At 68.5% G+C, this 24849-nt stretch carries 27 protein-coding genes and 1 pseudogene; 19 read left to right on the forward strand and 9 right to left on the reverse strand.

Annotated features, from left to right (window positions below; genetic code table 11):
• Window positions 1-3 precede the first annotated feature (3 nt).
• On the reverse strand, window positions 4-582 hold the full coding sequence (locus ABIB14_RS07950) for a hypothetical protein (RefSeq protein ID WP_354235336.1): 579 nt from the start codon (window positions 580-582) through the stop codon (window positions 4-6).
• Window positions 583-585: 3 nt separating this feature from the next.
• Complete coding sequence (locus tag ABIB14_RS07955) at window positions 586-1053, reverse strand: hypothetical protein (RefSeq protein ID WP_354235337.1); 468 nt, start codon at window positions 1051-1053, stop codon at window positions 586-588.
• Window positions 1054-1660: 607 nt separating this feature from the next.
• On the opposite strand from ABIB14_RS07955, the gene dnaB reads away from it, so the two are divergent.
• Window positions 1661-3043: a replicative DNA helicase gene (dnaB, locus tag ABIB14_RS07960; protein WP_354235338.1), complete on the forward strand. Its 1383-nt coding sequence runs from the start codon at window positions 1661-1663 to the stop codon at window positions 3041-3043.
• Here the strand turns inward: dnaB and ABIB14_RS07965 are convergent.
• Window positions 3040-3999, reverse strand: a complete 960-nt coding sequence (locus ABIB14_RS07965) for an acyl-CoA thioesterase (RefSeq protein WP_354235339.1) — start codon at window positions 3997-3999, stop codon at window positions 3040-3042. The genes dnaB and ABIB14_RS07965 overlap by 4 nt on opposite strands.
• A 331-nt stretch (window positions 4000-4330) precedes the next feature.
• Here ABIB14_RS07965 and ABIB14_RS07970 point away from each other — a divergent pair, with 331 nt between their 5' ends.
• From ABIB14_RS07970 to ABIB14_RS07980, 3 genes are all read left to right on the forward strand, one after another.
• The gene (locus tag ABIB14_RS07970; RefSeq protein WP_354235340.1) at window positions 4331-5683 is read left to right on the forward strand and encodes an MATE family efflux transporter; all 1353 of its coding nucleotides are present in this window, start codon (window positions 4331-4333) and stop codon (window positions 5681-5683) included.
• 61 nt (window positions 5684-5744) lie between these two features.
• Window positions 5745-6335 carry a hypothetical protein gene (locus ABIB14_RS07975; RefSeq protein ID WP_354235341.1) on the forward strand — a complete coding sequence of 197 codons (591 nt, stop codon included), beginning with the start codon at window positions 5745-5747 and terminating at the stop codon, window positions 6333-6335.
• A gap of 85 nt (window positions 6336-6420) precedes the next feature.
• Window positions 6421-6792, forward strand: coding sequence for a hypothetical protein (locus tag ABIB14_RS07980; RefSeq protein ID WP_354235342.1), 372 nt, complete (start codon window positions 6421-6423; stop codon window positions 6790-6792).
• A gap of 6 nt (window positions 6793-6798) precedes the next feature.
• Here ABIB14_RS07980 and ABIB14_RS07985 read toward each other — a convergent pair whose 3' ends face one another.
• Window positions 6799-7341: a CGNR zinc finger domain-containing protein gene (locus ABIB14_RS07985; protein WP_354235343.1), complete on the reverse strand. Its 543-nt coding sequence runs from the start codon at window positions 7339-7341 to the stop codon at window positions 6799-6801.
• 165 nt (window positions 7342-7506) lie between these two features.
• Between ABIB14_RS07985 and ABIB14_RS07990 the strand changes: the two genes are divergently transcribed.
• Window positions 7507-8457: an EamA family transporter gene (locus ABIB14_RS07990; RefSeq protein WP_354235404.1), complete on the forward strand. Its 951-nt coding sequence runs from the start codon at window positions 7507-7509 to the stop codon at window positions 8455-8457.
• A gap of 27 nt (window positions 8458-8484) precedes the next feature.
• Here ABIB14_RS07990 and ABIB14_RS07995 read toward each other — a convergent pair whose 3' ends face one another.
• The 3 genes from ABIB14_RS07995 to ABIB14_RS08005 all read right to left on the reverse strand — a co-directional run bounded on the left by ABIB14_RS07995 (window position 8485) and on the right by ABIB14_RS08005 (window position 11456).
• Complete coding sequence (locus ABIB14_RS07995; RefSeq protein WP_354235344.1) at window positions 8485-10758, reverse strand: heavy metal translocating P-type ATPase; 2274 nt, start codon at window positions 10756-10758, stop codon at window positions 8485-8487.
• A gap of 52 nt (window positions 10759-10810) precedes the next feature.
• A complete protein-coding gene (locus ABIB14_RS08000) occupies window positions 10811-11041 on the reverse strand; it encodes a heavy-metal-associated domain-containing protein (RefSeq protein ID WP_354235345.1) in 231 nt (76 codons plus the stop codon).
• A gap of 67 nt (window positions 11042-11108) precedes the next feature.
• The gene (locus ABIB14_RS08005) at window positions 11109-11456 is read right to left on the reverse strand and encodes a metal-sensitive transcriptional regulator (RefSeq protein ID WP_354235346.1); all 348 of its coding nucleotides are present in this window, start codon (window positions 11454-11456) and stop codon (window positions 11109-11111) included.
• 395 nt (window positions 11457-11851) lie between these two features.
• On the opposite strand from ABIB14_RS08005, the gene ABIB14_RS08010 reads away from it, so the two are divergent.
• The gene (locus ABIB14_RS08010; RefSeq protein ID WP_354235347.1) at window positions 11852-12991 is read left to right on the forward strand and encodes a WD40/YVTN/BNR-like repeat-containing protein; all 1140 of its coding nucleotides are present in this window, start codon (window positions 11852-11854) and stop codon (window positions 12989-12991) included.
• A 9-nt stretch (window positions 12992-13000) separates the two neighbouring features.
• Window positions 13001-13288 carry a MoaD/ThiS family protein gene (locus tag ABIB14_RS08015; protein ID WP_354235348.1) on the forward strand — a complete coding sequence of 96 codons (288 nt, stop codon included), beginning with the start codon at window positions 13001-13003 and terminating at the stop codon, window positions 13286-13288.
• Between the two features lie 4 nt (window positions 13289-13292).
• Here the strand turns inward: ABIB14_RS08015 and ABIB14_RS08020 are convergent, their stop codons facing one another.
• Entirely contained in the window at window positions 13293-13529 is a 237-nt protein-coding gene (locus ABIB14_RS08020; RefSeq protein WP_354235349.1) for a hypothetical protein, read from the reverse strand.
• 196 nt (window positions 13530-13725) lie between these two features.
• Between ABIB14_RS08020 and ABIB14_RS08025 the strand changes: the two genes are divergently transcribed.
• The 12 genes and pseudogenes from ABIB14_RS08025 (at window position 13726) to ABIB14_RS08080 (ending at window position 23454) form a co-directional block, all read left to right on the forward strand.
• Window positions 13726-14826, forward strand: coding sequence for an ATP-dependent DNA ligase (locus ABIB14_RS08025; RefSeq protein WP_354235350.1), 1101 nt, complete (start codon window positions 13726-13728; stop codon window positions 14824-14826).
• A pseudogene (locus tag ABIB14_RS08030) lies at window positions 14823-15415 on the forward strand (TspO/MBR family protein). The gene ABIB14_RS08025 and the pseudogene ABIB14_RS08030 overlap by 4 nt, the downstream one beginning before the upstream one ends.
• A 101-nt stretch (window positions 15416-15516) precedes the next feature.
• On the forward strand, window positions 15517-15639 hold the full coding sequence (locus ABIB14_RS08035) for a hypothetical protein (protein WP_354235351.1): 123 nt from the start codon (window positions 15517-15519) through the stop codon (window positions 15637-15639).
• 48 nt (window positions 15640-15687) lie between these two features.
• On the forward strand, window positions 15688-16596 hold the full coding sequence (gene pcaH / locus ABIB14_RS08040) for a protocatechuate 3,4-dioxygenase subunit beta (protein WP_354235352.1): 909 nt from the start codon (window positions 15688-15690) through the stop codon (window positions 16594-16596).
• Between the two features lie 7 nt (window positions 16597-16603).
• Complete coding sequence (gene pcaG, locus ABIB14_RS08045) at window positions 16604-17200, forward strand: protocatechuate 3,4-dioxygenase subunit alpha (RefSeq protein WP_354235353.1); 597 nt, start codon at window positions 16604-16606, stop codon at window positions 17198-17200.
• Window positions 17197-18690: a lyase family protein gene (locus tag ABIB14_RS08050; protein ID WP_354235354.1), complete on the forward strand. Its 1494-nt coding sequence runs from the start codon at window positions 17197-17199 to the stop codon at window positions 18688-18690. The genes pcaG and ABIB14_RS08050 overlap by 4 nt, the downstream gene beginning before the upstream one ends.
• The gene (locus ABIB14_RS08055) at window positions 18683-19501 is read left to right on the forward strand and encodes an alpha/beta fold hydrolase (protein WP_354235355.1); all 819 of its coding nucleotides are present in this window, start codon (window positions 18683-18685) and stop codon (window positions 19499-19501) included. Before ABIB14_RS08050 ends, ABIB14_RS08055 begins: the two co-directional genes overlap by 8 nt.
• Entirely contained in the window at window positions 19498-19992 is a 495-nt protein-coding gene (pcaC, locus tag ABIB14_RS08060) for a 4-carboxymuconolactone decarboxylase (protein ID WP_354235356.1), read from the forward strand. The genes ABIB14_RS08055 and pcaC overlap by 4 nt, the downstream gene beginning before the upstream one ends.
• An 85-nt stretch (window positions 19993-20077) precedes the next feature.
• Window positions 20078-21304: a thiolase family protein gene (locus ABIB14_RS08065; protein ID WP_354235357.1), complete on the forward strand. Its 1227-nt coding sequence runs from the start codon at window positions 20078-20080 to the stop codon at window positions 21302-21304.
• Window positions 21305-21307: 3 nt separating this feature from the next.
• Window positions 21308-21967 carry a 3-oxoacid CoA-transferase subunit A gene (locus tag ABIB14_RS08070; RefSeq protein WP_354235358.1) on the forward strand — a complete coding sequence of 220 codons (660 nt, stop codon included), beginning with the start codon at window positions 21308-21310 and terminating at the stop codon, window positions 21965-21967.
• A gap of 1 nt (window position 21968) precedes the next feature.
• On the forward strand, window positions 21969-22634 hold the full coding sequence (locus ABIB14_RS08075) for a 3-oxoacid CoA-transferase subunit B (RefSeq protein ID WP_354235359.1): 666 nt from the start codon (window positions 21969-21971) through the stop codon (window positions 22632-22634).
• Between the two features lies 1 nt (window position 22635).
• Complete coding sequence (locus tag ABIB14_RS08080; RefSeq protein ID WP_354235360.1) at window positions 22636-23454, forward strand: IclR family transcriptional regulator domain-containing protein; 819 nt, start codon at window positions 22636-22638, stop codon at window positions 23452-23454.
• 19 nt (window positions 23455-23473) lie between these two features.
• Here the strand turns inward: ABIB14_RS08080 and ABIB14_RS08085 are convergent, their stop codons facing one another.
• Window positions 23474-24838, reverse strand: a complete 1365-nt coding sequence (locus ABIB14_RS08085) for an FAD-binding oxidoreductase (protein WP_354235361.1) — start codon at window positions 24836-24838, stop codon at window positions 23474-23476.
• Between the last annotated feature and the right edge of the window lie 11 nt (window positions 24839-24849).

The raw sequence follows: 24849 nt of genomic DNA on the forward strand, positions 1-24849 counted from the left end.
CGGTCAGTCTTCGAGCAGGGCGATGAATTCGCGGGCCTGCTTGAGGGAAATGTCCGAGTGCCGGGTCAAAGCCGCAGCGGCGCCCTCGGCGTCGCCGCTCCTGGCCAGTGTGCGGATCCGGCCGTAAATCTCATCGTTGAGCATGTTGCTGCTGACCTCGCGGGTGACGTCGCCCTTGCTGGCAATCGCCCGGTATCGGTAGGGAAAGCGCTGCGGGGCGTGCTCGTCCTCCTCGTCGTGGGCCGGTTGCTCGGGGGCCGGCCGGGGAAGATACGCCTGCGGGTGGGCTGCCAGGGCCCCCACTGCGTCCCGGGAGGCGCGGAGGCCCTCGCCGGTGGCTTCCAGGTACAGCTTGATGGCGCCCATTGCCTGGCCTTGGGCGATGAGGGCGTACAGGCGGCGGTGCTGCTCCTGATCCAGCCTGGCGGCGGCAGAACGCGCCAGCTCCGCCGAATTCCGGGTGGGCCGCGGATCCTCGTCCTGCGGGCGCCGCGGCCGGTGGCGCGCGATCGCACGAGCAGCCAGTACGACGACGACGCCCACGAGCACGAGGATCAGGAGAGGTACTAGCAGGGCTTCCATGGACTACAGCCGATCTACGTAATTCTTGGCGGTCAGGAGGTCTGAACGGGTGGCCTGGCGGAGCAGCTTGATGGCCTGGACCTTATGGCCGGACCGGGCCAATGCCTGGAGCTGGAAAGTAAACTGAGGACTGAGCTGGCCTCCGGGCAGCACCGCACCTGGATAGCCGGCACGCCCCGCGTCGCTGAAGGAGCCCGCGGCCGTCCCCGCGCCGGACCGGGCGTGCTCTGCCTGTTGCGATTGTTGCTGTTCATTCTGGCTTGGCCGGGTCGCGGCTTCCACCCGTGCGCGGGCGGCCAGGGCGGCCTTGACCTGCGCCTCGTAGTGGGCCCGTGACCGCATGGCCAGTTCCAGTTGGTAGCGTTCGGCGTCGGAGATGCCGAAATTGCGCGGCTTCAGCGCCGCCGAAACCGCCCACAGCACTGCCGCCAGAATGAGGGCGGGCAATATGATGATCAAGACATCGCCCATGGCCAAAGCTTATGCCAGATACCAGTTATCCACAGCACATTCCGGGCGTGGCATACCGGGCGTAAGCGTGGACATCGATTCCCTCCCGGGCCGGGTGTCAGGCATCACACTTTTAGCATATTCGGTGCAACCTGTGCCTCGTAGTGCCGGGCAGTATCCCCAGCCGCCGGTTGCAAGCTGTGGATGAAGCTTGGGGAAAACTATTTTTAGTCCACAGGCGCAGCTGACTGTTCCCGCAGGTCAGCGGCGGATTATCGGTTGAAGAATTTCTCTATCCACAGACATGCCCACAGGCTGTGCACAAGCAGGTGGCACTAGTCCACAACTTATCCACAGACCGGCAGGGCGTCGGGGTTGGTGCCTGCCCGATCGGAGGATAACGTTGCGGGTGTCCAGCTGGCGATCCCGAAATCCGGGACTCCGCGACACCGGCTCAAGGGTCCCGCAGGGCTGACGCCGCACCCGGTTGCCGGGCAAATTGTCGGAGCCCGCTGATAGGAAGAACCCGGTGGATGACTGCCGGATTCTGCGGCAGCTGCACCACAACACTTGGCTTAGCGCCGCCGGCGAATTTGATTCAGCCGGCGCACAATGAAGGACGGCAGTTTTGTCAGTTACCCATCTGGACTCGGTCGAGGGCACTCGGAGCTCCGAAGGCAGCCGCAAGCCGCCACAGGACATTCCCGCGGAGCAGTCTGTGCTGGGCGGCATGATGCTCTCCAAGGACGCCATTGCGGATGTCGTGGAAATCCTTCGCGGCCAGGATTTCTACCGGCCGGCGCACGAAACCGTTTACGAGGCCATCATTGACCTGTACGGCCGCGGTGAGCCCGCCGACGCGGTCACCGTCTCGGATGAGCTGACCAAGCGCGGCGAGATCAACCGGATCGGCGGACCGGCCTACCTCCACGAGCTGATCCAGACCGTCCCCACCGCGGCAAACGCCGGCTACTACGCCGAGATCGTGGCCGAACGGGCTGTCCTGCGCCGGCTGGTCAATGCCGGCACCAAGATCGTCCAGCTCGGTTACGGGCAGGACGGTGAGGTGGAAGACCTGGTGAACCAGGCACAAGCCGAGGTCTACGCCGTGGCCGAGCGCCGCACCGCGGAGGACTACGTCGTCCTCAAGGACGTGATGGAAGCCACCGTGGATGAGATCGAGGCTTCCGGCCACCGCGGTGAAGGAATGGTGGGCGTCCCCACCGGCTTCTACGAACTGGACGAGCTGACCCACGGCCTGCACCCCGGCCAGATGATTGTCATCGCCGCCCGCCCCGCCGTCGGCAAGTCCACCTTCGCGCTGGACTTCGCCCGCTCCGCGGCCATCAAAAACAACCTCGCCACCGTGATGTTCTCCTTGGAAATGGGCCGGAACGAGATCGCCATGCGCCTGCTGTCCGCCGAGGCCACGATCGGCCTGCAGGACCTTCGCAAGGGCACCATCAAGGACGAGCAGTGGTCCAAGATCGCCACCACCATGGGCCGGATGAACGATGCCCCGTTGTTCATCGACGACAGCCCCAACATGTCGCTGATGGAGATCCGCGCAAAGTGCCGCCGCCTGAAACAGCAGCACGACCTCAAGCTGGTCATCCTCGACTACCTGCAGCTCATGAGCTCGGGCAAGAAGGTCGAATCGCGGCAGCAGGAAGTCTCGGAATTCTCCCGCGCCCTGAAGCTGCTGGCCAAGGAACTCCAGGTTCCGGTGATTGCGCTCTCGCAGCTGAACCGTGGCTCCGAGCAGCGCCAGGACAAGCGGCCCATGGTCTCTGACCTCCGCGAGTCCGGCTCGATCGAGCAGGACGCGGACATGGTCATCCTGCTGCACCGCGAAGACGTCTATGACAAGGAGTCACCGCGGGCGGGTGAAGCGGACATCCTCATCGCCAAGCACCGCAATGGCCCCACGAAGGACATTGTGGTCGCCTTCCAGGGCCACTATTCCCGCTTCGCCAACATGGCGGGCGATGCGGGCGGCGGCGGCTTCTAGGGCAGGTGGGCGGGCAGCCGGTTGCCCGGCGCCCGGCCCCGGATTTCCAGCAACTCCCTGGCGTGGGCATGCAGCCGCCGGTCTTCGTCGGAGACCGGAACCCACTGCGGGATCGGCACTGAGGTGCCGCTCCCGTCCCGGGCGACCATGACGGTCAGGCAGTACGTGGTGAGGTTCAGTTCGTGGCCCTTGGGGTCGCCCGAGCGGACGTGGACGGCTATGTGCATGCCCTTCGTTCCGGTGTACACCAGCCGGGCCTCCACCTCCACCAGGTGGCCGATCAGCAGCGGCCGGTAGAAGCGTACGCCGCCGGAGAAGACCGCCACCGTGTCCTTGCCGCAGTAACGTGAGGCGCAGACGTAGGCGGCCTCATCGATCCACTTCATGACGATCCCGCCGTGGACCTTGCCGCCCCAGTTCACGTCCGCGGGCGCGGCCATGAACCGCAGCGTGACGCGTTCGGCGGTTCCGGCGTCGGTGTATTCCTGGGCGCTCATGGCCTGGACGATGTCTTCGCGGACCTTGATCCGAGCCAGCGCGTGATCGCGCTGCTCGATTTCCTCCGGGGTGGTCGGGTCAAAGTGCGGCACCGGATTCGGCCGGCCGTCTTCGCCCACCGCCACGAAGATCACCAGGCACTGGCTGCGCATCGTGGCCGGCCCGCCCTTCGGGTCGCCGGAGGAGACCACGGTGCGGATGTGCATGGAGGACCGGCCGGTATAAACGATGGTGGCCGTGACTTCCACCATGTCGCCGCTGTTGACCGGATCCGCGAAGTGAATGTTCCCCACGTAGGCGGTCACGCAGTAGGACTTGGCCCAGCCGACGGCGGCGGCATAGGCCGCCTTGTCCACCCATTCCAGCACCGTCCCGGCATCCACCGAGCCGCTGTGGCCGACGTCGGTGGGGGCGGCAAGGAAGCGCAGCGTGACGGCGTGGGCGGGAGTTTCAGTCATGGAAGCGAGTGTACTGATGGCACGGCGAACCGGCGCAGGTGGCCGACACATTTCCCGCGCGGGCGGCCACACACGCGCCACGGCGTGCGGCTACCAAAGAAGGTGACCGCACGCCGTCGCGCGGTGTTGCGGACGCTGCGCCTAGGCCAGGACGCTGAGCCTGGAGCCGGTACGGCCCAAGAGCGCCGTGTCAACGGAGGGCTTTTCTGCCAGCCGTGGGCGGCGAACACGAAGCCGGTGACGCTGCGCAAGATCGTGCGGGCTCTGATGGTCAGTGTGGGCCAACTAAAAGGAAGTCGTGTGATGCCCGCTGGCCCGCTAGGGTGGTCGCGTGCCAGCCCCCGCCTTGACTCCCGTATTCGCCTCCCCGCGCGCCCGGCGGCGGGAAATTCTCCGCCTGGCCGTCCCGGCCTTCGGGGCGCTGATCGCCGAGCCGCTTTTCCTGCTTGCCGACTCAGCGATCGTCGGGCACCTGGGCGTGGCGCAGCTCGCCGGCGTCGGGCTGGCCTCGGCAGTGCTGCATACCGCGGTGGGGCTGATGGTGTTTCTGGCCTACTCAACAACTCCGGCCGTGGCGCGCGCGATCGGCAACGGCCAGCTGCCGAAGGCGTTGGCCGCCGGACGGGACGGTGTATGGCTCGCCCTGCTGCTGGGCGCCGTACTGGCAGTGGCCGGAGTCCTCGCCGCCGAACCTCTGCTGGACCTGATGGGCGCGCGCGGAGAGGTGCGGACGTTTGCCGTGGACTACCTGCGCTGGTCCATGCCCGGCCTCGTGGCCACACTGCTCATCTTCGCCGGCACAGGAGTGCTGCGGGGCCTGCAGGACACCCGCACCCCGCTGGCGGTGGCCGCCGCCGGCTTCGCGGCCAACATCGTGCTGAACCTCGTCCTGGTCTACGGGCTGCAGCTCTCGGTCACCGGATCGGCCCTCGGCACCAGCATCGTCCAGTGGGCCATGGCGCTGGTCTACCTCGTGATGGTGAAGCGCAATGCCCGCAACCACGGGGTGTCCCTGGTTCCCGACTGGCGCGGCATCAGGGCCCTGGCCAGGGTGGGCTCGTGGCTGATGCTGCGGACGCTGAGCCTGCGGATCGCGATCCTTGCCACCGTGGTGGTGGCCACCGCCCAGGGCCCGGTCAATCTGGCCGCCCACCAGCTGGCGATGACCGTGTTCACCTTCCTTGCCTTCGCCCTCGACGCCCTCGCCATTGCCGCCCAGGCGCTGATCGGTAAGGAACTCGGCGCCTCCCGGCCGGCAGCGGTGCGCGAGCTCACCGGAACCATGGTCCGCTGGGGTCTCGGCTTTGGTGTGCTGACCGGGATCCTGCTGGCCGGCGCCGCGCCGTGGACGGGGCTGCTGTTCACCGGCGACGGCGGCGTCCGGTCCGCCCTCACGCTCGCTTTGTGGGTCCTGGCTGCCGGACAACCGGTCGCGGGCTACGTCTTTGTCCTCGACGGCGTGCTGATCGGCGCCGGCGACGCGCGGTACCTGGCCATTGCCGGCGTCGTGAATCTTGCCGCGTACCTGCCGCTGCTGCTGTGGGTCCGGCTCTCCGGTGCCGACGGCGGCGCAGCGCTTTTCTGGCTCTGGGCGGCCTTCTCGCTGGGTTACATGATGGCCCGCGCACTCACGCTGGGGCTGCGGGCACGCACGGACCGGTGGATGCTGACCGGTGCCCGGTGAGGCCGGCGCGGGCCGGTGCGGACAGGTGCGGCGCGGATCCGGTAGCCACTAAACTGGTCGGGTGACTCTCCCCGTAACCCCCCGCGCTTCGACCCTGCACACCGCCACGGACCTGTGGAGGCCGGTGCTGGTCCGGGCCGGCGTCGCGCTGGTGTTCGGTGCCGTCACCGTGTTCTGGGCCGCGCCCCCGGCTGCGGGCATGGGCTGGGCGGGCGGCCTTTACCTGCTGGTCACGGGGGTGGTGCTGGTCTGGAGTGTGAAGAAGACCGGGCTGCCGCACGGGGAACGCAGCGCTAAAATCCTCGCGGCAGCGGGCGCGGTCCTGGCCGGCACCGGCGTAGCGGTGGCCCTGCTCACCGGAAGCCTGGTGTTTGGAACCCTCGGCGCGCTGGGCCTGGGACTCGGCGGAGCCGCGGAACTGTATCTGGGTGTCGCCGCCCGCCGCCGCTCGGTCCTGGCGCGGGACTGGGTCACCTCCGGGGCGATCGGCCTGGGCACCGCGGTTGCGCTGCCGTTTTTCATTGACCTCGGCCCGCACGCGCTGCTCGGCGTTGCCGGCGGCGGCGCGATCATCAGCGGCGTGCTGTGGACCCTGGCCGGGTTGACCCTGCGGCATGATGGGCGGGGCGTTTCCGCGGAGGCCGTAAACTAGTAGGGACAGGTTCTACCCGGCGTAGAACAACCGCGGTATCACGACTTCCACGCCCCACCGGCGCTGGCGTCAGGAGGAAAGCACCTTGGCAGAGCAGAAATCAGGAGAACGCCGCAGCCCGCGGACCTCGGTCAAGGGACCGCTCATGTTCTCCGTGTTCTGGGCAGTGCTGGCTTTCTTCGCCGTCCTGATCTTCGCCACCGGTGGAAGCGCAAAACAGCCCCGTTTCGACTTGGCCTTCACCGGCGCCGGCATCGCGTTCATCGTCACACTGGTGCTCGCGGCCATGCTTTCGATGAGCTACAAGGACAACGCCGAGCACCTCGGCAAGGGTTCCGGCGTCAACCTGAGCTCCAGGCCCCCGGCGATGCCCCGCGGCGGTCGCGGCCCGCAGCCCGGTCCCGAGGCAGGGACCCGCGATGCCGGAACTCCCGACGCCGGCGGCGACCTCCGCTAAAGGGCGCTACGATGCCGCTTTCCGGGCGCGGTAGGCGGCGACGTGCGCGCGGTTGGCGCAGTTTCCGGTGTCGCAGTAGCGTTTGGAGCGGTTCCGGCTCAGATCCAGCACGACGGCGTCGCAGTCGTCTGCGGCGCAGACCAGCATCCGGTCCATTTCCTTGCTGCGGATCACGTCCACCAGCCCCATCGCGGCCTCGGTGCTCATCCGGACGGCCAGCGGCGCCTCGGGGGTGGTCGCGTGCAGGTGCCAGTCCCAGCCGTCGTGCTTCATCAACTGCGGCAAGGCCTTGGCTTCGCGCAGCAGGCGGTTGACGGTGTCGACGGCGCTATCCTCATCGGCCAGCCACAGCGCCGCGAGCCGGGCGCGCAGCCGGTGCACGCTGTCCAACTCCGCGGCGTCCCCGGTCCGGGAGCCGCTGAAGCCCTCGGCCGCGAGAAAGCGGTCCAACTCCGCGACGGTGGACAGCTGCTCCTCCCCGTTGGCGGCAGTGTTGATCAGGCACACCACCGAGCGCAGCGCAACTTCCGTGTCAGGGGCAAAAACCATCTTGACTCCTTACGTTAACCGGGCGTACTGTCATGACCATAACCCAATTTTACTCCTGACAGGAGAACGCCTGTGTCTGCCGGACGCCCCCCCGCCGGAGCCCCGACCGCAACCCGCCCCTCGCTCCGGCGCGCCCGGCAGCCCGAGCAGGGCCCCCCGGGTTTCCTGGCCTCGGGCCTGGGGGTGGCACTGTTCTCCTCGGCGGTGTTCGGACTCTCCGGCTCCTTCGCCAAGGCGCTGTTGGAGACGGGCTGGACCCCCGGCGCCGCGGTGACGGCCCGGCTCACCGGGGCCGCGCTGGTCCTGGCCGTCCCGGCGGTCGCCGCCCTCCGCGGCCGGTGGCATCAGCTCCGGAACAACTGGCTGACCATCGGCCTGTTCGGCCTGATCGGCGTAGCCGCCTGCCAGTTGTTCTATTTCAACGCCGTCGCCCGGCTGTCCGTCGGTGTGGCGCTGTTGCTCGAATACCTCGCCCCGGTGCTGATCGTCCTGTGGCTCTGGGCAGCCAGCCGGCGGCGTCCGGGCCCGCTTACCATTGCCGGTACGCTGCTCTCGCTAGCGGGCCTGTTCCTGGTGCTGGACCTCACCGGGGCGGTGAAGATCGACGTCGTCGGCGTGCTGTGGGGGATCGCTGCCGCCGTCTGCCTGGCCATCTACTTCTTCATTACGGCCACGGAGAACGACAACCTGCCGCCGATCGTGCTGGCCTCGGGGGGACTGATGGTGGGCGCTGTCGTGATGTGGCTGGCCGCGGCCACCGGATTGCTGCCAATGGCCGCCAGCACGGCCGACACCCGGCTGGGCCCCTGGGTTACGCCCTGGTGGGTGGCGCTGGGCGGCCTGGTGCTCCTTGCCACAGTGCTTGCTTACGTCTCCGGCATCATGGCGGCGCGGGCGCTGGGCTCCAAGGTGGCGTCCTTCGTCTCGCTCACCGAGGTGCTGTTCGCCGTCATCTGGGCCTGGCTGCTGCTGGGCGAGCTTCCCGGGCCCGTCCAGCTCCTGGGCGGCATCCTGATCGTCGGCGGGGTCGTCCTGGTCCGGTGGGACGAATCGCGGCGGCCTGCCCCGCTGGACGCCGCACTCGACCACGCCAACGACGTCGAGCCTGTCCCCTAAGCCCCCCAACCCGGCTAGGCGGGGGGCTTACTTGCCGAAGCTGCGCAGCCGCAGCGAGTTGGCCACCACCAGCACGGAGCTCGCCGCCATCGCGGCACCGGCGATCATCGGGTTGAGCAGGCCCAGTGCAGCCACCGGAATCCCGACCGCGTTGTAGAAGAAGGCCCAGAAAAGGTTCGTCTTGATCGTGGCGAGGGTGCGGCGGGACAGCTCGATTGCCTGGGCCACCTGCCCCAGCCCGTCGCCCATCACGGTCAGGTCCGCGGCTTCGATGGCGACGTCGGTGCCGGAGCCCATCGCGATGCCCAGATCCGCCTGCGCCAGTGCCGCGGCGTCGTTCACGCCGTCCCCTGCCATCGCCACCGTGGCGCCACCGGCCTGCAGTGCCCGGACGGCTTCCACCTTGCCTTCGGGCAACACGCCCGCGAAGACGTCTTCGGGTGCGATGCCGACTGCGGCGGCAACCTGGCGGGCCACGGCGGCGTTGTCGCCGGTGAGCAGGATGGGCCGCAGCCCCAGTTCCCGGAGCCGGGCGATGGCCGCGGCCGAGCCGGGCTTCACGGTGTCGCGCAGGCTGATGATACCGGCCGGCTCCCCGTCCACAGCCACCCAGATCGCGGTGGCTCCGGCGTCCTCGGCGGCTGCAAGGGCGGACTGCTGCGGGCCGGAGACGGCCACGCCGTTCTCCTGCAGCCAGCCGGATCGGCCCACCGCGACGTCGCGGCCTTCGACGCTGCCGCGGACGCCGCCGCCCGGGGCCGAGTGGAAGCCGACGACGGCGGGCAACGGCGCGCCGTCGTCGGCCCCGTGTTCCGCGGCCAGCGCGGCTGCCGCGATGGCCCGGGCGATGGGGTGCTCTGAGGCGGCTTCCGCCGCTCCGGCGAGCCGTAGGACGTTGTCCTCGCCGAACGGGGCGAACGCGCGGGTGCCGGTGACGGCAAGGTGGCCCGTGGTGACGGTGCCTGTCTTGTCCAGCAGGATCGTGTCCACGGTGCGGGTGTCCTCCAGCACCTGGGGACCCCTGATCAGGAGTCCCAGCTGGGCGCCGCGGCCGGTGCCGGCGAGCAACCCGACCGGCGTGGCCAGGCCCAGGGCGCACGGGCAGGCAATGACCAGGACGGCCACGGCGGCGGTGAAGGCGGCCCGTACCTCGGCGGCGCTGACGGCGGGACCGGCTGCCAGCAGCCACGCGCCGAACGTGACCGCGGCGAGGACCAGCACCACCGGAACGAAGACGGCGCTGATCCGGTCCGCTAGCCGCGCGATCGGTGCCTTGCCGGACTGTGCCTGGGAGACCAACCGGCCCATCTGCGCCAGGGTGGTGTCGGCGCCGACCCGGGTCGCACGGACCAGAAGCCGCCCCGAGGTGTTGATTGTGGCGCCCGTGACCGTACTGCCTGGACCCACCTCGACGGGCACGGACTCCCCGGTCACCAGTGACGCGTCGACGGCGGAGGAGCCCTCAAGCACCACCCCGTCGGTGGCGATCTTCTCGCCGGGGCGGACGACGACGACGTCGCCGGCCTTGAGCCGGTCCGCGGGAACCTTGAACTCGAGCCCGTCCTGGAGCACGGTCGCATCCTTGGCGCCGAGATCCAGCAGGGTCTTGAGCGCGTCGCCGGCCTTCTGCTTGGCGTTGGCTTCCAGGTACCGGCCCAGCAGCAGGAACGTGGTGACGACGGCGGCGACCTCGAAGTACAGGCCGCCGGACCCCATGCCCTCCATGCCCGGATGTTCGGTGAGGCGGGGATCAGCCAGGAGCTGCCAGGCGGAAAAGACGTAGGCTGCCGAGACGCCGATCGACACCAGCGTGTCCATGGTGGACGCCAGGTGCCGGGCGTTCACGGCGGCGGCGCGGTGGAACGGCCAGGCGGCCCAGCTGACCACCGGCAACGCCAGGATGCCGGCCGCCCAGCCCCAGTGCGGGAACTGGAGAGCCGGAAACATCGAGATCAGGAAGACCGGGACGGTGAGGATGGCCGCGGCTACCAGCCTGGTCTTCAGCGTCGCCGCCGGGTTTCCGGCCGGCGGGCCGGCGGTGCCGGCGGAGTTCCCCGGGGTCCTCACCGTTGCCTTATAGCCGGCGGCTTTCACCGTGGCAGTGATTTGCTCGTCCGTGATGTTGGCCGGGACGGTGACCCGGGCGGATTCCAGCGGAAGGTTGACCAGGGCGTGCACCCCGTCGAGCTTGCCGAGTTTCCGTTCGACCCGGCCCACGCAGGAGGCACAGGTCATGCCTTCGATGTCGAGTTCAACCACCCTGCCATCGGGCTGGTCCAGCAGTTGTTGGGCGTTGCTCATGGTCGATTCCCCTCGGTCCTGCATGGTTAAGTCCTGCCCTGCGAAGTCCTGCTCAGGCCTCGTTGGCGACTACGAGGTAGCCGGCCTCGGCCACAGCTTCACCGATTTCGGCGGGCGAGAGTGTCGCCTCGGAGGTGATGGTCACGGTGGAGACCCCGCCGGCGTTGAGGTCGACGTCGACGCTTTCGACGCCGGCCAGCGCTTCAAGTTCCTCGGACACAGAGGATACGCAGTGCCCGCAGGTCATGCCGGATACCTCAACGGTGGTGGAAATGGTATTCATGGCTTGCTCCTTGATGGGGGACCGGCGTTGGTTCATCAGCCCGCCGGTGGGATGGGTGGTGTTGCCGCTACCGCAGCAGGCGTCCGATGGCATCGGTGGCCTCTTTGACTTTGAAGTCGATGGCTTCGGCCCGACGCTCCGGGTCCGGCTCCGCGGCCGCTCCCACCACGCAGTGGCCGATGTGCTCTTCGACCAGCCCGAGGCTGACGGCGTGCAGGGCTTTGGTGACGGCCGCGACCTGGGTGAGGATGTCGATGCAGTACTTGTCCTCATCGACCATCCGGGCAATACCGCGGACCTGTCCTTCGATCCGTTTGAGCCGCTTGAGGTAGGCGTCCTTGTTGGCGGAATAGCCGTGCTGCGGGCGCGGCGCGTCGTCCGGGGGTGACGTGAGGGAGGCTTCGGACTCGTTCATACCCTCCAAGATATACCCACGGGGGGTATAACGCAAGTACCCTCCGGGGGTATCCACGGCCGGACCGGAAATTAAAGAGCTCCGGAGTGCGTTATTGGGGGATACGCACTCCGGAGCAGCTATGGGGTAGGAGGTTTCCCGCCTACGACTTCAACAATACGTGGCGGCAAGGACCATCCGCCAGCACCTCGAATAACTTCTTTCGCTTTATTTTCCCGGAGCGCACGCGGCGTGAAATCGGGCGAAGCCGGGCCGCCCGGGCCGCCCCGGCAGCCGGACTCCCGGGCAGCCGGACGCCCGCACGCCCGGCCGGCCGAGAGCCGCCTGCGTGCCCGACCGCACTGGGTCCCGGAAAACCATTGCGGCCTCGTGGCCGCGGTGGTTGCATGTAGGGCATGACTACCCCAGAAAGTTATGTCCTGGCGATCGGCACCAAGAAGGGCCTTTGGCTGGCCAGCAGCCCGGACCGCCAAGACTGGTCCCTGTCCGGCCCGCATTTCCTGATGAGCGAGATCCCCAGCATCGGCATTGATACGCGCGAGGGACGGACGCGGATCCTTGTCGGGGTCCGGTCCGAGCACTGGGGGCCAACCGTTTTCCACTCCGACGATCTCGGCGAGACGTGGACCGAGCCGGAGAACGGCGCGATCCGTTTCCCTGAGGAGACCGATGCCGCGTTGGAGCGCGTTTGGCAGCTCCACCCCGATGCGGAATCCCGGCCCGGCGTCGTCTGGGCCGGCTGCGAGCCGATTTCGGTGTGGAAATCGACAGACGGCGGCGAGCACTTCGAGCTCAACCGCGGCCTGTGGGACCACCCGCACCGCAGCGAATGGGGTGCGGGCTACGGCGGGGCCGCGGCACATTCGATCGTCGTTAACCCCGACGGCGACAAGGTGCACGTAGCGATGAGTACCGGCGGCGTCTACCGCTCACTCGACGGCGGCACGTCCTGGGAGCCGCGGAACAAGGGGATCTCCGCCCGTTTCAACCCCGACCCCTTCCCGGAATTCGGCCAGTGCGTCCATAAGATCGCGGCCGACGCCGTCGTCGACGGCCGTTTGTATGCGCAGAACCACCACGGCGTGTACCGCAGCGACGACGACGCCGAGCACTGGGAGTCAATCGCTGAAGGGCTGCCCGCGGATTTCGGTTTCGTCATGTTGACGCATCCGCGCCGTGCGGGCACGGCGTGGGTCATCCCGCTGAAGGCCGACGGCGAACGGATCCCGCCGGACGGAAAGCTTGCCGTTCACCGGACCGACGACGCGGGCGCGAGCTGGAGACGGCTGGACGCCGGGCTGCCGCAGGCGGAGTTCAACGTGGTCCTCCGTGACGCGGCCTGCGTCGATACAGCCGAACCCGCCGGGGTCTATTTCGGCACCCGCGGCGGCAGCGTCTACGCCAGCGCCGACGAGGGCGAGCACTTCTCCGAGGTGGCCTCCCACCTGCCGGACGTGTTGTGCGTCCGGGTCGCGGCAGTCACCGGCACGGAAGTGCCCGCTGCGGAGCGCTCAGCCGCCGCGGCGTCGGCGTAAGGCATCCTTTTGCCTGAGATCAGCGTGCTCCTTCCCAGTGTCCTGACACCCCTGGCCGGCGGGCAGTCCGTCTTGACTGCGCCCGCTGACGGGCCCGTCACGGTCCGGTGGCTGCTGGATACGGTGACCGGGGACCTGCCTGCATTGTCCAGACGCCTGCGGGACGAGACCGGAGCCGTCCGCCGCTACGTGAATATCTACGTCAGCGGAAACGAGATCCGGCGCCTGCAGGGGCTCGGCACCGAGGTGACGCCGGGCCAGGAGGTCCTGATCATCCAGTCCGTCGCCGGCGGCTAGCTGCTTAGGCCATCCGCCACAGGCTGCACTCGTCCGTGTTGACGGCCTTGCGCGAGCCCGATTGCCGGTCCAGGATCCAGACGACGCCGATTCCTGGCGCGGTTTCCTGGACGCTGCCGCGGCGGATCACCACATCGTCGTAGTTCGGTCCGACGCGGAGCCGGGCTTCGATCTCGTCGCCGCGGTGCAGCTGGTCGAGGGCACGGACCCGGGTGACTTGGGCTTGGGCTTCCTTCAACATGACGGGTCTCCTGGGCTGGAGCTGGTGCCTGCGCTCGCCGGCACTTCCAGTGTCCGGTGCGAATGTTGCCGCCGCGTTTCCGCCCGGTAAGCGGTGCGTTAGTTTTCCGCCCCGGCCGGTGTTCAGGCCACCCGGCGGGCGGGGGGGATCGGCGGGGGGATCGACGCGGGGGCCAGGCCGCGCCAGAATGGGGCTTATGCGACTGCCGCTGATGCCCCCGATCGCGCCGATGCTGGCGAAGGCCGTGAGTGCCCTGCCGGACGGGCCGATGAGTTTTGAGCCCAAGTGGGACGGTTTCCGTTCCATCATCTTCCGCGACGGCGACGAGGTGGAGATCGGCAGCCGCAACGGCAAACCGCTGACCCGTTACTTCCCGGAACTGGTGGAGTCCCTGAAGCGGAACCTCCCGCCCCGTTGCGTGGTGGACGGCGAGATCATCCTGGTCGGGGCCACGGGGGACCGGCTGGACTTCGATGGGCTTCAGCAGCGGATCCACCCCGCCGCGAGCCGCGTCCGCCTGCTCGCCGAGCAAACCCCCGCGAGCTTCGTCGCCTTCGACCTTCTGGCCCTCGACGAGGAGGATTTAACCGCCCGGCCGTTCGAAGAGCGCCGCGCGGCCCTGGCGCGGGCCCTCGGGGGAAGCATTGCGCCGGTACATCTGACGGCGGCGACCAGCGACCGGGACATCGCGGCGCAGTGGTTCCGGCAGTTCGAGGGAGCCGGCCTGGACGGAATCGTTGCCAAGGCACTCGACTCCAGCTATCAGCCGGACAAGCGCACGATGTTCAAGATCAAGCACGAGCGTACCGCTGACTGCGTCCTCGCCGGCTACCGGGTGCACACCTCCGGCCCGGATCGGATCGGTTCGCTGCTGTTGGGGCTGTACGACGGCGCCGGTGTCCTCGCCAACGTGGGCGTGGTGGGCGCCTTTCCGATGCAGCGCCGCAAGGAACTGTTCGAGGAACTCCAGCCGCTGGTCACCGACTTCTCGGAGCACCCATGGGCGTGGGCCAAGCAGGAGGAGGGGGCCCGCACGCCGCGCAGATCCGAGGGAAGCCGATGGAGCGGGGGCAAGGATCTGAGCTTTGCGCCGCTGCGCCCGGAGCGGGTGGTGGAAGTGAAGTATGACCATATGGAGGGCGAACGGTTCCGTCACACCACCCAGTTTGTCCGCTGGCGCCCGGACCGGGAGCCCGGCTCCTGCACCTACGCCCAACTTGAGGAACCGGTGCGCTACGACCTGGCTGCTGTCCTGGGTGCCGGCCGGAATACGACACGACCAGAGGATCAACGATGAAGCTGTCGACAGTAGTGTGGACTGCTGCCGCGACGGCGGCCACGGCAGCCGCCGGCGGCGTGGCGACGGATCCGGACAGCAGTTGGTACCGGCGGCTGCGCAAGCCGGACTGGCAACCACCGGCGCTTGCCTTTCCGGTCGTGTGGACCGCCCTGTACGCGGACCTCGCCGTGAGTTCCGCCGTCGCGCTGGACAGCCAGGAGGCAGGCGATGCTCCCGTCCGACAAGACGGCCGGCGGCAGATCCGTGCGTATCAAGGAGCCCTCGCCGCAAATCTCGTTCTCAATGCGGGGTGGAGCTGGCTTTTCTGGCGCTCCCGCCGGCCGTGGCTTGCCGCGGCCGAGTGGCGGTTCTGGCGGCGAGCATTGCGGACCTGGTGCGGCGGACTTACCATTTGAACCGCCGCGCCGGCGTCGCCCTGGCGCCCTATGCCGGGTGGTGCGGATTCGCCGCCATCCTGTCGACGGCCATCGCACGGCTCAACCCCGGAACGCCCGGCCGGACGCACTGGCCCGCCCGCGGGCAGACGATTATAAACCGTGCTACTTTCCTAGCAGTTAGGCTCCCCGGCAACTCGTGTTCGCAATAAGAACACTAGTGCAATAGGTGAACACCTGCGGTAGTGTGATGCCCATCACCCGGGCCGCTCTCAACGTGGCTGTTGGGTGCAATGTCAAAGGAGCCACGCGGATGAGTAACCGGGCAGAGCCCTTCGTTGGGGGTCTCGTAGAGGACAGCGTCGCCGCGCCCAACGCCCCGGTCCGGCACGCGGTCCAGTACGACCACCTGCACCAGCAGAAACTCACCGCCTGACCGGACCCGGTCAGGACCGTCCGCCCAACCCAACGAAAGGAGGCTGCTGTGCCTGAAGAAATCAACCTTGAAAGTTTCAACGCGGACCCGATCACCGAAGACGTGTCCGACGCGGCGCCCGAGGCCCCAATCAAGGCCGCCGCAAAGACTGTTCCGGCCCTGGACGCCGCCGCGGAATCGCAGCAGATCCTCAGCGATGAGATGAAAGCCCTCGGGGAGGCCTACGCCCAGGCCCGCCGGAATGGCGCACCGGCGGAAATCCAGCCCCGGCTGGACTACGCGCCGTACCGCAGCAGCGTCCTGCGCCACCCGACCAAGAGCCTGCAGCACGCGGACCCGGAGACCATTGAGCTGTACTCGCCCGCGTTCGGGCACATGGACGTGCACGCGCTGGAAGCCGACCTCACCATCGCGCACAACGGCGAGCCCCTGGGCGAGAGGATCCTCGTCTCCGGCCGCGTGCTCGATGGCGACGGCCGTCCCGTGGCGGGCCAACTCGTGGAAATCTGGCAGGCCAACTCCTCCGGCCGCTATATCCACAAACGAGACCAGCACCCGGCCCCGCTCGACCCGAACTTCACCGGCGTCGGCCGCTGCATCACCGGCGCCGACGGGTCCTACAGCTTCACCACGATCAAGCCCGGCGCCTACCCGTGGAAGAACCACCTGAACGCCTGGCGCCCGGCCCACATCCACTTCTCCTTGTTCGGCCGGGAGTTCACCCAGCGGATCGTCACGCAGATGTATTTCCCCGGCGACGCGCTCTTCGCCCTGGACCCGATCTACCAGTCGATCGTGGACCAGGACGCGCGGGACCGCCTGGTTGCCACCTACAACCATGACCAGACCAGGCCGGAATGGGCTCTGGCCTACAACTGGGACATTGTGCTGACCGGTTCCAAGCGGACCTGGACCGAAAACGAAGCTTTGGGCGCAGAAGGCGATGAGAATGAATAGGAGCGCCATGAGTAAATTGACCCCCACCCCCGGCCAGACGGTGGGCCCGTTCTACGGCTACGCCCTGCCCTACGCCAAGGACCGCGAGCTGCTGGCGCCCGGTTCTGCCGGTTCCATCCGCCTGCAGGGCACGGTGTATGACGGCGCCGGCCACCCCGTCCCGGACGCGATCCTGGAGATCTGGCAGGCCGACGCCGAGGGCCAGGTCCCGCAGCGCACCGGTTCCCTGGTCCGCGACAGCTACACCTTCACCGGCTTCGGCCGCAGCGCTGTGGGGAACACCGGGGTCTTCACCTTCACCACGGTCAACCCGGGCCCCACCGAACCCGGCGCGGCGCCGTTCATCTCCGTAGTCGTCTTCGCCCGCGGCCTAATGAACCGGCTCTTCACCCGGGTCTACCTGCCGGAGAACGAGGAAGCCCTCGCCGCGGACCCGCTGCTGTCCTCGATCGAGCCGGAACGCCGCCAGACCCTGATCGCCCGGCGCGACCCGGACGGCGGCCTCAGCTGGGACATCCGGCTGCAGGGCGAAGGTGAGACGGTGTTCCTCGACTTCGACGGATCCGGAGACGGGGCCGACAGCGCAGGGGACACCTCGAAGTGACGACCCCGCACATTGACGGCGGCGCCGGCCGGGACGGCGACTTGGGTCTGCTGAGCCCGGTCTCGGCGTCGCCCCGGGTGGCGGCGCTGACCGGGGACCGGGCGGTGCTCGGCGCTATTCTCCGGGTCGAAGCCGGCTGGACGGCGGTCCTCGAAGAGGCATCCCTCGCCCCGGCCGGGTCCGCGGCCGTCGTGGCGGATGCCGCCGTCGTTGACCGGTACGACGTCGCCGGCATCGCCGTCCGCGCCCGGGGCGGCGGTAACCCGGTGATCCCGCTGCTCGCAGACCTCCTCGGGCAGGTCACGGCCCTCGATACGGCCGGCGTCGGCGCCGTGCGGGCCGTGCATACCTCGCTGACCAGCCAGGATGTGCTCGACTCCGCCCTGATGCTGCTGGCAGCCGAAGCCGTCCGGGAACTGCTCACCGACGTAAAGCGCTCGACGGCGGCCCTCGCCGCCCTCGCGGAACGGCACCAGCAGACCCTCTGCGTGGGCCGGAGCCTGACCCAGCATTCACTGCCGTTCAGCTTCGGGTTGAAGGCAGCGCAATGGTTCCACGGGCTCGCCGCCGCAGCAAGCCGCCTCGAAGCCCTGGAGCTTCCCGTGCAGACCGGGGGAGCCGCCGGCACCCTGGCCGCTGGCACGGTACTCACCGAAGACTCTGCGCTGACGCCCCTGGACCTCGCCGACCGCCTCGCCGCCCGGTTGGGACTGGCAGCGGTCCCGGCGCCGTGGCACACCAACCGCCTCGCGGTCACGGCGCTCGGCGACGCCCTGGCCGCCGTGACGGACGCCGCGGGCAAGATCGCCGCCGACGTCTTGTTCCTTAGCCGGCCCGAGGTGGCGGAGCTAGCCGAGCCGCGGTCCGCGGGACGCGGCGGCTCCTCTGCCATGCCGCAAAAGCAGAACCCGGTGCTGTCCGTGCTGGTGCGCAGCGCCGCGCTGCAGGCACCGGCACTGGCGGCCCAGCTGCACCTGGCGGCGGCCAATTTCAACGACGAACGTGCCGATGGCGCCTGGCACAGTGAGTGGCCCGCACTGCGTTCCCTGCTCCGCCTGGCCCTCGGCGCCGCCGAACAGCTGCGTGAAATAACCGAAGGTCTGCAGGTCTTCCCGCCAGCGATGCGGCGGAACCTCGACCTGTCCGGCCCGCTGCTGCTGTCCGAGGCCGTGACCGTCGCCGTTGGACCCCGCCTGGGTGCCGAGGGCCGGCGCCGGCTTCAGGACGTGGTGGACCAGACCCTGCAGGTGCCCTTGGCCGAACAGCCGGGCACCTACCGCAAGCTGCTCCGGGCGGCCGTCCCGTCTGAACATCTTTCGGATCAGCGGATCGAAGAGCTGCTGGACCCGGCCAGCTACCTCGGCCAGGCCGCCGAAATATCGCGCCGGATCCTCGCGGCCTGGCCCGGCTTCGTGCAGCCTCTTGTTGAACCGAACGAACCGACCAAACCGACCAAACCGACTGAAGAGAAAGGCGCCAACCGTGGTTAGACCAACAGTCAAGGCCGCCCTGCTCTCGCCCGTGCGCGAGCTCGGCGAGCGGCCCCTCCTCGTGGTGGGCCCGTCCCTGGGAACCTCCACCCTGCTCTGGAGCCAAGCCGGCGCACTGCTCGGTGGCGACCTTGACGTCGTCGCCTGGGACCTGCCCGGCCACGGCATCTCACCGGTTGCCACGGAGACCTTCACCGTCGGCGAACTGGCCGAAGCCGTTATCGGGCTTGTCGATTCGATCGCCCCCGGCTCACGGTTCCACTACGCGGGCGTCTCCCTCGGCGGGGCCACCGGCCTGCAGTTGGGCATCAAGCACGGCGAACGGCTCAAGAGCCTGTCCGTGCAGTGCACCGGCGCGAAGATCGGCACCCCGGAAGGCTGGCTGGAACGGGCCCAGACCGTCCGGACCCAGGGCACCCCGGTGATGATTGAGGGCTCCGCCCAGCGCTGGTTCGCGCCCGGCTTCATGGAACGCGAGCCCGAGCGCAGCAGCCGCCTGCTGCACACCCTGCGCGATGCGGACCGCTTCAGCTATGCCTTCTGCTGCGAGGCCCTCGCCAGCTTCGACGTACGCAGCGAACTCGGGAGCATCCGGGTCCCCACCCAGGCGCTGGCCGGCGCCGAGGACACCGTCGCCCCGCCGTCGTTCGCCGAAGAGATCGCCGCCGGCATCACCGCCGGCGGGGGCACCGCCAACGCGGCGACCCTGGCCGGGGTGGCCCACCTGGCACCCTTCGAAGCCCCGGGCCATGTCGCAGAACTGCTTCGCAGCCTGATCGCCTGGGCCGAGCGCGGCGGAGCCGGCAAGTGACCGGCCCCGGGAAAAATGGCGCCGGAAAAAATGACGCAGGGCGCAACGGGGTTGTCCAGCCGGACGCCACCAGCCAGGAGATCTACGACGGCGGGATGACGGTCCGCCGCGAGGTCCTGGGCGCCGCTCACGTTGACCGTGCCAACGCCAACAAGGATTCCTTCACCGAGGACTTCCAGGACATGATCACCCGGATCGCCTGGGGCGGGATCTGGACCCGGCCCGGGCTCAGCCGGCAGATGCGCTCCGCCGTCACCATCACGGCGATGGTGGCGCACGGCCACTGGGACGAACTGGCCATGCACATCCGCGCCGCCGTCACCAACGGCCTGAGTAGGGACGAGATCAAGGAAATCCTGCTGCAGACCGCCATCTACTGCGGCGTCCCGTCCGCCAACACTGCCTTCAAGACCGCGCAGCAGGTGTTCCATTCCATGGACAATTCAATGGACAACGCTGAACCCGGCGCAGCGGCCGCCCCACCCAACTAGCTGGCAGCAGGGGCCGTTTTGAGCGCTCAAAACGGCCCCAAGTGCGAGCTAGTTGGGACTCCCCGACGGACTGATAGGAATGGTTATGAATCAGGCTTTTGTGTATGACGCCGTGCGGACCCCGTTTGGCAAATTCGGCGGCGGACTGGCCGCAGTCCGGCCGGACGATCTTGCCGCGCATGTGATCGGTGAAGCAGTGAAGCGCGCCCCGGGGCTCGACGCCGGACGGATCGATGAGGTGGTGTTCGGCAACGCCAACGGCGCGGGCGAGGAAAACCGCAACGTCGCCCGGATGGGCACCCTGCTGGCCGGGCTGCCGGTCTCGATCCCGGGCACCACTGTGAACCGGCTGTGCGGCTCATCGCTGGACGCCGCGATCATCGCGTCCCGGCAGATCAACACCGGGGACGCGGACCTGATGCTGGTCGGCGGGGTCGAGTCCATGTCCCGCGCACCCTGGGTGCTGCCCAAGACCGAGAAGCCGTACCCGGCCGGGGACATGCCCCTGGTTTCCACGACGCTGGGCTGGCGGCTGGTGAACAAGGCGCTGCGGCCGGACTGGACCGTATCCCTCGGTGAGGCCACCGAGCGGCTCCGGGAGAAGTACGGGGTGAGCCGTGAGGCGCAGGACGAGTTCTCGGCCAACTCCCACAACCTCGCCGCGGCTGCCTGGGACGAGGGCTTCTACGACAACCTCGTCACGGCAGTCCCCGGCACGGACCTGGTCCGTGACGAGGGGATCCGCGCCGGTTCCTCGGCGGAAAAGCTCGCCGGGCTCAAAACCGTGTTCCGCGACGAGAACGGCACCGTCACGGCCGGGAACGCCTCGCCGCTGTCCGACGGCGCCTCCGCGGCGTGGCTCGGCAGTGAGGCCGCCGCCGGGCTGCTCGGCCTGGACCCGCTGGCCCGGATCGCCGGCCGCGGCGCGCACGCCAACGACCCGCAGTTCTTCGGCTACGCCCCGGTCGAGGCCGCGAACAAGGCCCTCGGGAAGGCCGGCATCGGCTGGGACCAGGTGGGCGCCGTCGAACTCAACGAAGCCTTCGCCGCGCAGTCCCTGGCCTGCATCAACGCCTGGGGCATCGACCCGGCCATCGTGAACCGGCACGGCGGCGCGATCGCGATGGGCCACCCGCTGGGCGCCTCCGGCACCCGGATCCTGGGGACCCTGGCCCGCAGCCTGCAGGGTTCCGGTGAACGCTGGGGTGTTGCCGCGATCTGCATCGGCGTCGGGCAAGGCCTCGCCGTCGTCCTCGAAAACGTCACCGCCGCCCGTGGGAATAACCCGTCGGCGAAACCAGTAAAGGGCTAGTACATGTTGAATTTTATTGACACCGTCGGCGAGGCCGTCGCCGGCATCCAGGACGGCTCCACTGTGATGATCGGAGGCTTCGGCAACGCCGGTCAGCCGTTTGAACTCATCGATGCCCTGATGGACTGCGGGGCCACAGACCTGACAGTGGTCAACAACAACGCCGGCCAGGGCGACCAGGGACTCGCGCTGCTGATCAAGGAGGGCCGCGTTAAGAAGATGATCTGCTCCTTCCCCCGGCAGTCCGATTCCTGGCACTTCGACGCGAAGTTCCGCGCCGGCGATCTCGAGCTTGAGCTCGTCCCGCAGGGCAACCTGGCCGAGCGGATCCGGGCCGCCGGCGCCCGGATTGGCGGCTTCTTCACCCCCACCGGCTACGGCACCACGCTGGCCGAGGGCAAGGAAACCCGTTTCCTGGATGGCAAATGGCAGGTCTTCGAGACCCCGATCCGCGCCGACGTCGCCCTTATTAAGGCGCGCATGGCCGACGGCAAGGGCAACCTCGTCTACCGCAAGACGGCCCGCAACTTCGGCCCCATCATGGCGGCCGCCGCGAAACACACCATCGTCCAGGTCTCCGAGATCGTCCCGACGGGCGGCCTGGACCCGGAGGCCATCGTGACCCCCGGGATCTACGTCAACAAGATCGTGAAGGTGGCCTGAAATGAGCCGCGAGACGAGTATCCAGACTTCCGAGACGCCGCTGGGCCGTGACGACCTGGCCCGCCTGGTGGCCCGGGACATCAAGCCCGGCGCCTTCGTCAACCTCGGGATCGGCCAGCCCACCCTGGTCTCCAACTACCTCGCGCCGGAGCAGAACATCACCCTGCACACCGAGAACGGCATGCTGGGCATGGGCCCGGAGGCCACCGGGGACCAGATCGACGGCGACCTCATCAACGCGGGCAAGATCCCGGTGACCGAACTGCCCGGCGCGTCCTACTTCCACCACGCCGATTCCTTCGCGATCATGCGCGGCGGGCACCTGGACATCTGCGTGCTGGGCGCCTTCCAGGTCTCCGCGACCGGTGACCTGGCCAACTGGCACACCGGCGTCCCGGACGCGATTCCCGCCGTCGGCGGGGCCATGGACTTGGCGACCGGTGCCAAGGACGTCTTCGTGATGATGACCCTGCTGAGCCGCGATGGAGTGTCCAAGCTCGTGGAAACCTGCAGCTATCCCCTCACCGGCATCGGCTGCGTCACGCGGGTTTACACGGACAAGGCCGTCTTCCTGACCGGCCCCGACGGCGTCCAGGTCCGGGAAACGTTCGGCTGCACCCTCGACGAGCTGCAGGCCCTGGTGCCGGTGCCGCTCAAGGCCGCGTGACGTGAGCGAGGCGGCAAGAACCATCCGGGCCGACGGGGCGCCCGCGGCCAGCGACCAGTACGTGCAGTCGCTGGCCAGGGGACTGGCGGTGATCCGGTCATTCGACTCGGAACACCCGCTGATGACACTGACCGAGGTGGCGTCCCGGACCGACCTCACCCGCGCCACCGCTCGCCGGTTCCTGCACACCCTCGTCGAGCTCGGCTACGTCCGCACCGACGGCAAGGCCTTCGCGCTGACCGCCAAGGTGCTGCAGCTCGGTTACGCCTACCTGTCCGGACTGTCGTTGCCGCAAATCGCCCAGCCGCACCTGGAGGAGCTGTCGCTCAAGCTCGGGGAGTCGACGTCGGCCGCCGTGCTCGACGGGACGGACATTGCGTACATTGCCCGGGTGGCGACGCGCCGGATCATGACCGTGGGGATCACCGTGGGCACCCGGTTCCCGGCGTACGCCACCTCCATGGGCAGGGTCCTGCTGGCTGCGTTGGCGCCCGCGGAACTGGAGCAATACCTGGCCGCAGCCGAGGTCCGGCCCCTCACCCCCCGAGCCATCGGGAGCCGGGCGGAGCTGGTGGCGGAGTTGGACGCCGTCCGGGCCCAGGGCTGGTGCCTGCTGGACCAGGAACTGGAGCTCGGGTTGATGTCCGTGGCGGCACCGATCCACGACGGTCCGGACAAGGTGGTGGCCGCTATCAACGTGTCGCTGCAGGCCCAGGCCGTCGCCGCGCAGCCGGATCCTGCGGCGTACCTGGCCACGGTGCGCCTAGCCGCCGTCGCCGCCGCGGAGCTCATTTCCGCTGATCTCTCCGCCGGACGTTAGCGCTTCCCCGCGGCGGCCTTCAGCCGGTCGCGGGGAAGACTTTTCCGGGGTTGAGGATGTCCCTCGGATCAAAGACGGTTTTGATTTGCCGCTGGAGGTCAAGCTGATCGGCACCGAGTTCGTCACCGAGCCATTGCCGTTTCAGCAGGCCGATGCCGTGTTCCCCGGAGAGGGTTCCGCCGAGTTCAAGGGCGTAGGCGAAGAGCTCGCCGGCAGCCTTCCAGATGTCGTCCGGCACCGTCCCGCCCTGATACACGAATGTCGGGTGCAGGTTCCCGTCGCCGGCGTGGCACGCGGTGGGGATCATGATGCCGTACCGGTCTTCCAGTTCCACAACCTTGCGAAAGACGTCGCTGACGCGGTCACGCGGCACTGCCACGTCTTCCACCAGCATCGTCCCCAGGGATTCCAGCGCCGGAAACGCCTGGCGCCGGATGTCTACCAGGCGGGCTGACTCCTCCGGATCCGTTGTGGTCCGGGCCGTTCCGCCGGCCGCCGTGATGATGTCGACGACGGCGCCCGCGTCCGCCAGGGCGGCCGGTCCGTCGCATTGGACGAGGAAGTACGAGTTTCCCTGCACGAGCAGGTCCTGACCGGTGTAGGTGCCGACACATTCGAGGGTGCGGCGGTCCAGTAGTTCCATGATGGCCGGCACGAGCCCGGCTGCGGTAATCCTTGCTGCGGCGTCCGCGGCCTGCTCAACCCCCGGGAAGAAGGCTCCGATGGTTGCCTGCGGGCCGGTTACTGCCGGCTGCAGCTTCAGCGTGCACTCGACGATAATGCCGAGGGTGCCCTCGGAACCGATCATCAGGGCGCAGATGTCATATCCCGTGACGCCCTTCACCGTCCGGTGTCCGACGGAGATCAGGCGCCCGTCGGCCAGCACCACCTTGAGCGCAAGGACGGCTTCGCGGGTCACGCCGTACTTTGCGCACAGCAGGCCCCCGGCGTTCATGGCGATGTTGCCGCCCACGGTCGAAATGTCCTTGCTGGCGGGGTCCGGCGGCCACCACAGCCCTTGCCGGGCCAGTTCAGCATTCAGTGCACCATTCAGTATCCCCGGCTGCACCACCGCAAGCCTGTTGGCCGGGGAGATTTCCAGGATTTCCCGCATGGAACCCATGCATAGGACAATTTCGCCGCTGCCGGCGATGCCGCCGCCCGCGAGGCCGGACCCGGCCCCCCGCGTCACGACGGGCGTCCCGGTTTCATAAGCGATCCGGCAGACGGCCTGAACGTCTTCGATGCTTTGCGCATGGACCGCGGCAATCGGCGTTCCGGCGGACTGGTGGCCGGAGCGGTCGCTCCGGTATTGCCCGAGCTCGGCGACGTCGGTGACCACGCTGCCCGGGAGCGCCTGTAACAGCAAGGCTGCAACGTTCATGTCGTGTTCCT

The sequence above is a fragment of the Arthrobacter sp. UYEF3 genome (assembly GCF_040546245.1).
Classification (GTDB): domain Bacteria; phylum Actinomycetota; class Actinomycetes; order Actinomycetales; family Micrococcaceae; genus Arthrobacter.